Source organism: Luteimonas kalidii (assembly GCF_029887935.1).
GTDB lineage: Bacteria > Pseudomonadota > Gammaproteobacteria > Xanthomonadales > Xanthomonadaceae > Luteimonas > Luteimonas kalidii.
On sequence record NZ_JARXRO010000001.1, the window covers coordinates 75,244 to 86,954 of the forward strand.

At 69.8% G+C, this 11,711-nt stretch carries 9 protein-coding genes and 1 riboswitch; of the genes, 3 read left to right on the forward strand and 6 right to left on the reverse strand.

The genetic code is table 11. The annotated features are described in order from the left end of the window. Window positions 1-48: 48 nt before the first annotated feature. Complete coding sequence (pncA, locus tag QFW81_RS00325) at window positions 49-678, forward strand: bifunctional nicotinamidase/pyrazinamidase (protein ID WP_280576554.1); 630 nt, start codon at window positions 49-51, stop codon at window positions 676-678. A gap of 58 nt (window positions 679-736) precedes the next feature. Here the strand turns inward: pncA and purU are convergent, their stop codons facing one another. The 6 genes from purU to QFW81_RS00355 all read right to left on the reverse strand — a co-directional run bounded on the left by purU (window position 737) and on the right by QFW81_RS00355 (window position 7,110). Further along, complete coding sequence (gene purU / locus QFW81_RS00330; RefSeq protein ID WP_280576555.1) at window positions 737-1,588, reverse strand: formyltetrahydrofolate deformylase; 852 nt, start codon at window positions 1,586-1,588, stop codon at window positions 737-739. A 112-nt stretch (window positions 1,589-1,700) separates the two neighbouring features. After that, entirely contained in the window at window positions 1,701-2,105 is a 405-nt protein-coding gene (locus QFW81_RS00335) for an acyl-CoA thioesterase (protein ID WP_280576556.1), read from the reverse strand. Next, a complete protein-coding gene (locus QFW81_RS00340; RefSeq protein ID WP_280576557.1) occupies window positions 2,102-2,449 on the reverse strand; it encodes a thioredoxin family protein in 348 nt (115 codons plus the stop codon). The genes QFW81_RS00335 and QFW81_RS00340 overlap by 4 nt, the downstream gene beginning before the upstream one ends. Beyond that, window positions 2,421-2,915, reverse strand: a complete 495-nt coding sequence (locus tag QFW81_RS00345) for a flavodoxin (RefSeq protein WP_280576558.1) — start codon at window positions 2,913-2,915, stop codon at window positions 2,421-2,423. Before QFW81_RS00345 ends, QFW81_RS00340 begins: the two co-directional genes overlap by 29 nt. 463 nt (window positions 2,916-3,378) lie before the next feature. Then, complete coding sequence (locus QFW81_RS00350) at window positions 3,379-4,440, reverse strand: ribonucleotide-diphosphate reductase subunit beta (protein WP_280576559.1); 1,062 nt, start codon at window positions 4,438-4,440, stop codon at window positions 3,379-3,381. Window positions 4,441-4,602: 162 nt separating this feature from the next. Beyond that, complete coding sequence (locus QFW81_RS00355; protein ID WP_280576560.1) at window positions 4,603-7,110, reverse strand: ribonucleoside-diphosphate reductase subunit alpha; 2,508 nt, start codon at window positions 7,108-7,110, stop codon at window positions 4,603-4,605. Window positions 7,111-7,287: 177 nt separating this feature from the next. Next, window positions 7,288-7,521: riboswitch (cobalamin riboswitch) on the reverse strand. A 429-nt stretch (window positions 7,522-7,950) separates the two neighbouring features. On the opposite strand from QFW81_RS00355, the gene QFW81_RS00360 reads away from it, so the two are divergent. Both QFW81_RS00360 and QFW81_RS00365 read left to right on the forward strand, forming a co-directional pair. Next, window positions 7,951-10,230, forward strand: a complete 2,280-nt coding sequence (locus tag QFW81_RS00360; RefSeq protein ID WP_280576561.1) for a TonB-dependent receptor — start codon at window positions 7,951-7,953, stop codon at window positions 10,228-10,230. Between the two features lie 45 nt (window positions 10,231-10,275). Then, window positions 10,276-11,709, forward strand: a complete 1,434-nt coding sequence (locus QFW81_RS00365; protein ID WP_280576562.1) for an amidase family protein — start codon at window positions 10,276-10,278, stop codon at window positions 11,707-11,709. Window positions 11,710-11,711: the final 2 nt, after the last annotated feature.

Consider the following 11,711-nt stretch of genomic DNA (forward strand, 5'->3'; position numbering starts at 1 on the left):
CGCGGACGCAGTACTCTTTGTGGATCCGTCCTCCACCCGTCCCGCCGCATGGCAGCCTTTCCCGACACCACCGCCCTGCTCGTGGTCGACCTGCAGCCGGACTTCATGCCCGGCGGCGCACTGCCCTGCCACGAGGGCGATGCGATCGTGCCCGGCATCGCCGCGCTGCTCGCGTCGCGCGCCTACCGCACCGTGGTCGCGACCCAGGACTGGCATCCACCGGGCCACGCCTCGTTCGCCTCCACCCATGCGGGGCACGCGCCGTTCGAGACCATCGACCTGCACGGCCGGCCGCAGGTGCTGTGGCCCGACCACTGCGTGCAGCGCACGCCCGGCGCCGCGCTCGACCCGCGCGTGGACTGGACCGCCGCCGACCTGGTGCTGCGCAAGGGCACGCGCCCGGACGTCGATTCCTACAGCGCGTTCCGCGAGAACCACGGTCCCGGCGGCACGCGACCGCCCACCGGCCTGGCCGGCTGGCTGCGCGAGCGCGGCATCGACGAGGTCCACCTGTGCGGTCTGGCGCGCGACTACTGCGTGCTGTGGTCGGCGCAGGATGCCGTCGACGCCGGTTTCCGCGTGCGCTTCCTGTGGGAGCTGACCCGGCCGGTGACGCCGGAGGGCGACGCGCCCACGCGCGCCGCGCTCGATGCGGCCGGCGTCGCGCTGGCGGCCTGAACCCCGCGACGGCAGCGGGCACGGGCGACGCGGGGCCGCGCCGCACCGGAAGCCGACGTCAGCGGAACACCACCGTGCGGTGGCCGTTGCGCAGGATGCGATGCTCCACGTGCAGGCGCACCGCACGCGCCAGGACCCGCGATTCGACGTCGCTGCCGATGCGGATCAGCGCCGCGGGCGTCATCGCATGGTCCACATGGGCCACGTCCTGCTCGATGATCGGGCCCTCGTCGAGCTCGCGGGTCACGTAGTGCGCGGTCGCGCCGATGATCTTGACCCCGCGCGCGTGCGCCTGGTGATAGGGCTGCGCACCCTTGAAGCTGGGCAGGAAGCTGTGGTGGATGTTGATCGCGCGCCCGGCCAGCGCGTCGCACAGCGCGGGCGAGAGGATCTGCATGTAGCGCGCCAGCACCACCAGGTCGATGCCTTCGCGCTCCACCAGCTCGAGGATCGCCTGCTCCTGCGCCTCGCGGTTGTCGCTGCCGACCGGGAGGTGGTGGTAGGGCACCCCGTACGACCCGGCCAGCTGCGCGTAGTCGGCATGGTTGGAGGCCACCGCGGCGATGTCGGCGCGCAGCTGCCGGCTGTGGGTACGGAACAGCAGGTCGTTGAGGCAGTGCCCCTGCCGGCTCACCAGCACCAGCAGACGTGCGCGCCGTCGCGCATCGTGCAGCCGCCAGTCCATCGCGTGCGCTTCGGCCAGCGGCGCGAATGCCTCGCGCACGGTGTCGATGCGCCCCGCGGCGGGTGTATCGAAATGCACGCGCAGGAAGAAGCGCCCGGTTTCCGGATCGCCGAACTGCTGTGCATCGAGGATGTTGCAGTCGTGCGCGAACAGCAGGCCGGACACGTGGTGCACGATGCCGGTGCGGTCGGGACAGGACAGCGTGAGGACGTGGTCGCGGGCCATCGCGGGCGGCGTCAGGGGAACGAACGCGCGACTATGTCACAGCCGACGCCCGCGTCGCCGGCTCGGTTGCCGCTGCAACCGTCGCGCGGGGCGTGAGCGTGGCGGGCGGGCCTCACGCGTCCGGAAGCGGAGGCACCGGCGACGGAGTGCCGTCGCCGTCGAGCGCGATCATCACGAACCGTCCGCGGGTGCACGGCGCGCGATCGCCGCTGAGCAGATCCTCGGCGATCAGTTCCACGTCGACCTGCATCGAGGTGCGGCCGACCGCGACCACGCGCGCGACCGTCTCCACCAGCTGTCCCTGCCGGATCGGCAGCTTGAAGTCGACCTGCTCGGAACGTGCCGTCACCACGCTGCGGCGCGCATAGCGCGAGGCGGCGATGAACGCGGCCTTGTCCATCCACGCCAGCGCGGTGCCTCCGAACAGGGTGCCGATGTGGTTGGTGTGGTCCGGGAACACGATCTCGAGCAGGCGCGCCTCGGTGGTCGGCGCGCCCGCGGGCGGCACCGCGCTCATGCGTCCGCCGTCGCGGTCGCCAGGTACAGGCCGACCGCCCGCGCGATCTGGCCCGGCGCCTGGAAACCGGCGAGGCGCGCGGCTTCGGTGCCGTCCCGGTACAGCGCGAGCGTCGGCGTCTGCCGCAGGCCGAGGTCGCGGAAGAAGTCCTCGCCCAGCACCTCCAGCCTCACCTTGAGCAATACCAGGCCCGCGGCATCGTCGCTCGTGGCGAACTTGGCCAGCGACATGTCGAGCATCCGGCAGCCCGGGCAGTCGTCCTTGTAGTAGTCGACCAGCAGGCGCGGATGCGCAGCGAGCGTGGCGGCGTAGTCGTCAGGCGTGGAGGCGTGCAGGATCTGCATGGGGTGTGGTCTCAATCGGTGTGTGGGCCAGGGCCAGGACGGCGTCGGTCCAGCGCTGGATCGTGGTGGCATCGCGCTCGCCGTGCGGCATCTGTTCGATCTCGAGGCGCGGGTACGCCGTGCCGAAGAACGCCGCGATCCGCCGCGCCGCGCCACAGTAGTGCTCCTCGCCCCACTGCGTCTCCCCGGTACCGAACACCGCGACGCGTTCCGGCTTGCCGACCGCGGCGACGAGGTCCCCGATGAAGCGCTTCATCTCCGGCGGCGTGCGCCCGCCGTTGTTGCTCCAGCTGCCGAGCACGTAGAGATCGTGCTCCGCGCCATCGGAGCAAGCCTGCGCGAGCGTCTGGAGGTCGGCGTCGATCCAGGTCACCGCATGGCCCATCTCCTCGCACCGCGCCCGGATCGCACGCGCGACATCGCGCGTATTGCCGCTGAGCGAAGTGAAGGCGATCAGGATGCGCATGGAAGACTCGATCTCAACCAGTCACCTCGACAGTCCGCGTCGGCCAGATACCGCCCCTGCCGAAGCAGTTGCCACCGCCACTGCCGCTGCTGTTCGTGGTTGCGGTTGCCGTTGTCGTTGCTGTCGTTGCTGTTGCAGCTTGTGCCATTGCATTTGATCTTTCGAGCCATAAAGCGAGCCGAGCATCGCAGGACGGCGGGGCCGGAGAGCGGCCCATGTCTGAGCGCAGCGAGTTTGGGCCGCGTGCCCCGTCGACCGAGAAGCGCAGGGGACCGACGAGGCGCAGCCTCGACGGCTCGCGTCCGGCGAAGACGGTTTTGGTTCCTTTTGCCAAGACAAAAGGAACTCGCGCGTAGCGCGAAAGCTCTGCTCTCGCACCCGAGGCAGAAGAAATCACCGGAAGGCCAAGAAACATAACGTGTCTTTGCGCCCGACAGATGCCCGCATGCGCGGGACGGGCGCGCTAAAGATCATCGAACCCATTATCCGAATTCGTCTTCTTGTAAGACGCATTCCGCATCTCGAAGAAATCCGTCTTCGTCTCGGTGAAGTTGTCCGCATACGCCCGGATCCACGGCATCACGTTGTCCGTCGTATCCGCGTACAGCGACTCGATCCCGAGCATCCCCGCCATCTTGTTAGCCCGGTATTTCACGTAGCGCACCATCTCGTCCACGTCGATGCCGTCGATGCCGTCGAGCACCTCGCCCGTCCAGCGCATCTCCAGCGCGATGGCGTGCTCGAACGCCTGGTGCACGTAGTCGGTCAGCTCGTGGGTCTGCAGTTCCGGGTTCTCGCCGACGATGGCGCGGATCACCTCGCTGATGAACTTGGTGTGCGCCAGTTCGTCGCGGTTGATGAAGCTGATGATCTTGCCGGTGCCTGCCATCCGGTTCTGGCGCACCAGGTTGTAGAAGTAGGCGAAGCCGGAATAGAAGTTGATGCCTTCGAGGATCGAAGACTGGATCAGTGCCCGCAGCAGGGTCTCGGCGGTCTTCTCGCGCATGAAGCCGTCGTAGGACGCCATGATCGGCGCGTTGCGCGCGACGATCGTGGGGTGGGTGCGCGCGATCTCGAACACCCGGTTCTGGTTGGCCAAATCCGTGATCGAGGCCAGCACGTAGCTGTAGCTCTCGTTGTGGATCACTTCCTGCTGGCCGATGATCGCCGCGTTCGCGTGCGCGGCCGGGTCGGTGATGTACTCGGCCACGTTGTAGATGAAGCGCGTCTGCGGCGAGTCGAGCGTGGCCAGCAGCCCGATGATCGAATCGAACGCGTTCTTCTCGCGCGCCGACAGCTCGCCGTACTGGCGCGCGTCGCCCTTCATGTCGACCTCGTCCGGGATCCAGAAGTTGGTCGAGAGCTCCTTGTAGGCGCGGTAGAACGACGGATAAGGGATGTCGTTCCAGTTGAGGATGCCGGACGTCTTGCCGTTGATGATCCCGGTGGAGCGGTTCGGATGGCGCGGCTCGAGGATCCGGATGCGCTCGAGCGGTGTCGAAGTGAGCGGTGCTGTGGCGGACATGGTGGCTTGCTCTTCTCCGGTCGCGGACGATCGGATCTGTCTGGAGGAAAGCCCCCCTGAGTCAGGGGGGCGCGCCGAAGGCGCGGGGGTGTGGAGGCTGATGAGCGGGGCCCGCGGTTCGCAACGCGAACCGTGGGAGCTGACAAGCGCGAACGCGCGCTGTCAGCTCCCACACCACTCGCATTCCGCGATGTCGATGTCGTTGGAGCGCACGTAGTAGGTGGTCTTGAGGCCTTCGCGCCACGCGGTCAGGTGCAGGTCGAGCAGGGTGCTGGCGCGGATGGTGCTGGGCACGTAGAAGTTGAAGCTGATCGACTGGTCGACGTGGCGCTGGCGGCGCGCGTTCTGGCGCACCGAGGCGAACTGGTCGAGCTTGTAGGCGCCCTTCTCGTAGTACGGCCATGTCTCGAGCGACAGCCCCGGCGCGGCGACCGGCCGCCGGTAGTCCTTCTTCTCCTCGTAGTAGAACGCGGAGTAGATCGGGTCGATCGAGGCGGTGCTGCCCGCGATCTGCGCGGTCGACATGTTCGGGGCGACCGCCATCAGCCAGCCGTTGCGCACGCCGTTGACCGCGACCTGCGCCGACAGCTCCAGCCATTGCGGGCTGTTGTAGTCGCGGGCGCGGAAGTATTCGCCGGTGTGCCAGTCGCTGCCGGCGAAGGCGCTGTAGGTGCCCTTCTCCTTCGCCAGTTCCATCGAGGCCTGGACGGTGAGGAAGTTGATCCGCTCGTACAGCGCGTCGCTGTAGTCCTCGGCCTCGCGCGAGTTCCAGTCGATGCCCTTGAGCGCCAGCAGGTGGTGCCAGCCGAACGTGCCCAGGCCGATCGCGCGGTACTTGCGGTTGGTGATCGTGGCCTGCGGCACCGGCAGCGCGTTGAGGTCGATCACGTTGTCGAGCATGCGCACCTGGATCGGGATCAGGCGTTCGAGCACGTCGGTGATCAGGTCGCCCTGGCCCGCGGGCGGCAGCACGGCGCGACCCAGGTTCACGCTCGACAGGTTGCAGACCACGAAATCGCCCGCCTGCTTCGTGGTGACGATCTGGTTGCCGGAAATGATCTCCTGCATCAGCCGCGTCGGGCTCATGTTCTGCAGGATCTCGGTGCACAGGTTGGACGAGTACACCATCCCGGCATGCTTGTTCGGGTTCTTCCGGTTGACCTCGTCGCGGTAGAACATGAACGGGTTGCCGGTCTCCAGCTGCGACACCATGATCCGCTTGAAGATGTCGATCGCCCTGACCGTCCTGCGCGCGATGCGCTCGTCGGCCACGACCTCCTCGTACTTCGCCCGGAACGTGCCCTGCCCGCGGGTTTCGTCGTAAAAGTCCTGCAGGTACCAGCCCTTGATCCGCTTCACCTCGTGCGGATCGAACAGGTACCAGTCGCCGCGACGCTCCACCGCCTCCATGAACAGGTCGGGGATGCACACCGAGGTGAACACGTCGTGCGCGCGCAGGCGCTGGTCGCCGTTGTTCAGGCGCAGGTCGAGGAAGGCCTCGATGTCGCGGTGCCAGATGTCCAGGTACACCGCGACCGCACCCTTGCGCTGGCCGAGCTGGTCGACCGACACCGCGGTGTTGTTGAGCTGCTTGATCCACGGCACCACGCCGCCGGACGAGTTGGGCACGCCGCGGATCGCCGAACCCGAGGAGCGCACGTAGCCCAGGTAGGCGCCGACGCCGCCGCCGCCCTTGGACACGCGGGCGATGTCGGTGTTGGAATCGAAGATGCCCTGCAGCGAATCGTCGACGGTGTCGATGAAGCACGACGACAGCTGGCCGCCGACCTTGCCGGCGTTCTGCAGCGTCGGGGTGGCCACGGTCATGTAAAGGTTCGACAGCGCCCAGTAGGCCTCGCCCACCAGCTGCATGCGCCGCTCGCGCCCGCCGGGTCCGGGCGCGACTTCGTGCTGCATCAGGTACAGCGCGATGGTGAGCCAGCGTTCCTGCGGCAGCTCGTACACGTTGCGCGCGTGGTCGGTGGCCAGGTAGCGCGTGGCCAGCAGGTACAGGCCGTTGTAGGCGAACAGGCGGTCGCGTTCCGGGTCGATCATGCGCCCGGCCTCGAGCAGTTCCTCCTTCGAGTACGCGCGCAGGATGTCGTTGGAATAGATGTTGCGGTCGGCCAGCGATTCCTGCAGGCCGACGTACGAGCCGTACTTCTCCCCGGCGTCGTAGAAGCGGTTGCGGCTGGCGCGCTTGTACAGGCGATGCAGGTACAGGCGGGCGGCGAACAGTTCCCACTCCGGCGCGGTCACGTCCACGCGGGCCTCGGCCTCGCGGATCAGGTGGTCGACCAGGTCGTCGGCGTTGACCGCGTCCTTGCGTTCGACGAAGCCCAGCACGCTGCGCGTGTAGTCGGCGATGTCGAGCTGCGGGAACTCGGCATGGACGCGGTCGATGCTGCGCTCCAGGCGCGCGCGGTCGAACGGCATCCGGCGGTTGCCTGCCTCCTTGGTGATCCAGGTGGACACCGCCTCGCCCGCGACGTGCGGCGCGTGCGGATCGCCGGCCCGGGGCGGCGGGACGGTGTCGTCGTCGGCGACCCGCGTCCCTTCGGCGCCGGTCGCAGGCGAGGGCGCGGCGCGCGCAGGGGCGGCGCCACCCGCGACCGGCGGGGTCGCGGCAATGATCGGCCCGGCGGCCGGGGCGTTGGTTTCGATGCTCATGGTGATCCTCCACGCGGCTCGCACACGTCCGGCCCGTCCCGCGCGGGTGGCGGTGGCCGTGACATGCGACGGTGGACGAGCGGCGTCGCAGGAACGGGGACTGCGCGCGGGCGCGTCCCGGAGCCTGCTTCACCAGCCCTCTCCCCCCGGAGATGCGCGGCCGGCACCGCGCGGCGTGCAGGCGCGCGGCTGTCGGCAGGTCTTCGGACTCACGGGCACGGACGCGGCGCGTCCACCTCCCCCGCCGCTTCCCGGAGCGTGGGGCTCCAGTGCTGGTGGCGGGTTCGTTCCCGATTACCGCTGCGGGGCAGTGCCGGACTGGCCGCCGACCCGGAGGGGCAGGGGCGTCACCGGCTTCCCTTTTCATCTCCGAAGCCTGGGCCTCGGCGAACCGACGAACACAACATAGTGGGGTGTCATCGAACCGTCAACACGAAATGTTGTGGAACATACCGCTTGGTGCGTTCCACGAGGCGGGGCGGCCCGCCCTGCCGGGAGGCGCGCCTGTTCCCGCTGCTCGAGCGCGCCATCGACCGCCTGGCGGACGGGGGCAACCTCGCGGACCCGAGATCGCAACCGGAAGGCAGCGCGACCTCTGCCTCGCGGAACCGAGCAGTGTCCATCGTGCCGGGGCCGCACGTGCGATGCGTGCGTGCGCAGTCCGTGCCGGGGCTGCGCGCGCGACCGGCTGTCGCCGTGCCCGGCCTTGGCCTGAATGCGACGGCATCCGACCCCAGCACAGCAATCGCGCACCGGGGCCACGCGCATAGTCGAAACCGGGACGTCGCCGCCGGTTCCGGCGCGACGCGCGCTCTGGCCGCCGAGTTCGAGGAGATGCACATGCAGCACCGTCATGGTCGTGGCACCGCCCTGCACCGCTGTCGCCGCCTGCGCCTGGCAGGCGCGCTGGCCCTGGCCATCGGCGCGGGTGTCGTCCACGCCGCAGGGCAGGAGGCCGGCGAACCGGCGCCGGCGGTGGATGCGATCGAACTGGACCGCGTCATCGTCACCGCCGCCAAGCGCGAGCAGTCGGTGCGCGAGGTGCCCGGATCGGTGTCCGCGGTCACCCAGCAGCAACTGCAGGACCAGGGCGCGCAGTCGCTGGCCGACTACGTGCAGAAGACCCCGGGCGTGGTGTTCAACAGCTACCAGCCCGGCGTCTCGCACGTGGTCGTGCGCGGGATCACCACCAGCGCCGGCAACCCGCAGGGACAGCCCACCACCGGCTACTTCCTCAACGACGTGCCGCTGGTCGAGCCGGGCTGGACGATCGCGATCCCCGACATCGACACCTTCGACCTCGACCGGGTGGAAGTGCTGCGCGGCCCGCAGGGTTCGCTGTTCGGCTCGGCCTCGATGGGTGGCGCGATCAACTACATCGCCAACGTCGCCGACGCCAGCGGCTTCGACGCCGCCGTGGAGGCGGGGCTGTCGTCCACCCGCAATGCCGATGTCGGCCACACGCTCAAGGGCATGGTCAACGTGCCGGTGAAGCAGGACGTGTTCGCGATCCGCGCCGTCGCCCAGCACCGCGACGCCCCCGGCTACATCGACAACCTGGGCACCGGCGAGGACGGCGCCAACGACCTGTCCGTGTCCGGCGGCCGCCTGTCGATGGTGCTGACGCCGAACGAGTCCGCCACCCTGACCTGGCTGAGCCTGTTCCAGCAGATCGACTCGGACGACAACGCCTACCGCATCCCCGAACTCGGCGACCTGGTGCGCTTCACCTCGACCCCGGAGTTCACCGACACCGACATCACCGTGCACAGCCTGCGCTGGGACCAGGACCTGGGCTGGGGTAGCCTGACCGCGCTGGCCTCGCGCCAGGAGAAGTCGCAGGACTGGCGCTTCGACCTCACGCCCTACCTGGACTTCTACAACGAGAGCCTCGGCACCGCCTCCGCGGGCCCGCTGTTCGTCAACAGCGGCGGCGAGAGCACCGGCGACAGCGTCGAGCTGCGCCTGGCCTCGGCCGACAGCGACCGCTTCGAATGGCTGGTGGGCGCGATGGTGTTCGACACCGACAAAGACCTGTACGAGCAGCTCGGGGCGCCCGGCTTCGCGGCGCAGCTCGACGCCTCGACCGATCCACGGTTCGGTCCCGGCACCGGCGCGGTGGTCTCGCCCGACGGCGACGTGTTCAACGCGTTCTACTCGAAGGTCACCGGCACCGAGCAGGCCCTGTTCGGCGAAGCCTCGTTCCACTTCAACCCGCAGTGGACGCTGGGCCTCGGCGGGCGCGCGTTCAAGACCCGCGTGCGCGTGGTCGACACCACGGTGGGCGTGGACGTGTATCCGCAGCCGTCGCTGGAAACCGCGGCGACCGAGACCGAGGAAAGCGGTTTCAACCCGAAGGTCTCGCTGCGCTGGCGCCCCAACGACCGGCTGATGCTGTACGCGCTGCGGTCCGAGGGCTTCCGGTTCGGCGTGCCGAACAACTCGTCGGTGACCGTGCACGAGATTCCGGACGGGTCGCGCAGCGACTCGCTGGTGAACTACGAACTCGGCGCCCGCTTCGACCTCGCCGGCGGCCGCCTGCTGCTGGACGCGACCGCGTTCCACATCGACTGGAGCGACATCCAGCTGCGCCTGCAGACTCCCGAGCCCGTGGTCAACTACGCCGGCAATGGCGGCAAGGCCTCGAGCAAGGGCGTGGAACTGTCTGCGCAGTGGCGCCCGGGCCCGGCGTTCGACTGGACCAGCAGCGTGACCTGGCAGCGCGCGCGTCTGGACGAGGACGTGTTCATCCTCTGGTACGGCACCGCGCCGCGGGGCTCGCGCCTGCCCGGTTCGGCGGACTGGTCGATCGCCAACCAGCTCGTCTGGCGTTTCGACGGCGCGTCTGCGCCGACGCTGATGGTGTCGCACACCTACCTGTCCGAGGGCATCAGCGACCTCAACTCGGCGGTGCCCGGGGTGGCGCCGAACGAGCAGGGCGACTACCACCAGTTCGACGCGCGATTCCGGATGAGCTTCGGCACTACCGACGTGACCGTGTTCGGCACCAACCTGGCCGACGAGCGTGGCGTGACCCGCACCGTGCCCGAGGCGTACGGGCTGGGCCAGGGCATCCTGCGGCCGCGCACCTTCGGCGTGACCGTGCACTGGCGCTACTGACCGGTGCACGGCGCCGGTCGCGTCCAGGGCGATGCCGCGAACGCGATGCGCGAGGACGCCGCGTTCGCGCTCGGCCGCCTGGACGCGCACGCACAGGCGCAGCGGGTCGCCACCGGCGAACTGGGTGCGCGCGACCTGGTGGACGCGGCGGTGCTGCGCGCGCAGCGCCTGGATCCGGCGCTCGGGGCGCTGAGCCATCGCGACTTCGAAGGCGCCCGCACGCGCGCCGCGGCGCTGGATGCGGCCTCGCCAGGTCCGGCGTTCGCCGGCGTGCCGTGGCTGGCGAAGGATTCGCTGGACCATCCCGGCATGCCCTCGCGCGGCGGTTCGCGCAGCCGCGGCGATGCGCCCGCCACCCGCGCGCGACCGTTCGTGCAGCGGCTCGACGCCCGGGGGCTGGTGGCGATCGGCAAGAGTGCGATGCCCGAGTTCGGGTTGATGCCCTCGACCGAACCGCTGCTGGGCCCGGTCACCCGCAACCCCTGGTCGCCGCTGCACAGCCCGGGCGGGTCCAGCGGCGGTGCGGCGGCGGCCGTGGCCGCGGGCATCGTGCCGCTGGCCCACGGCAGCGACGGCGCGGGTTCGATCCGCATGCCCGCGGCCTGTTGCGGCATCGTCGGACTCAAGCCCGGGCGCGGCGCGACCGTGCCGGTACGCGGGCGGCACGCGATCGAGGACCTGCTGGTGTCGGACGTGCTGCTCTCGCGCAGCGTGCGCGACAGCGCGTGGGCGTTCGCCGCCACCCACGCCGATGCCGCGCGCCCGATCGTGCGCGGCGCCGGCGCGCGACGCCTGCGCATCGGCGTGGTCGAGGAGAACCTGCGTGGCGATCCCCCGCATCCCGACGTGGCTGCCGCGCTGCAGGGCGCGGCCGACCTGTGCGCCGGGCTCGGCCACCGGGTCGAACGCGCGCGCTGGCCGTTCGACGGTGCAGCGGTCGACGCCATGCTCAAGACGCTGTGGTCGCGGCTGGCGCTCGACGCCGTGGACCTGGCGACCGCTTCGCTCGGCGCGGACCGCGCTGAACGCGATCTCGAACCGTGGACGCTCGGCCTGGCACGCTGGCACGAGGCACGCTGCGACGTCGCCGCGCTCGAGCGCGCCTGGTCGGATCTGGCGCGGCTCCCCGGACTTTTCGCACGCATGCACGAAGACGTCGACGTGCTGCTGTCGCCGGTGGTGCGCACGCCGCCGCCGCCACTGGGGCACCTGGCGCCGGATCGCCCGTTCGACGTGCTGTTCGATGCCCTGTTCGACTGGATGTCGTACACGCCGGTGCAGAACCTCGCCGGCACGCCGGCGATCGCGCTGCCACTGGCGCGCAACGCACACGGCCTGCCGGTCGGCATGCAGTTCGCCGCCGCGCGCGGCGACGAGGACACGCTGCTGGGCCTGGCCTACGAACTCGAAGCCGCTGCGGACTGGCGCGCGGACTGGCCACCGCTGTCGGTCGCATCGGGTGCAGACTTCGCGCGATGAGG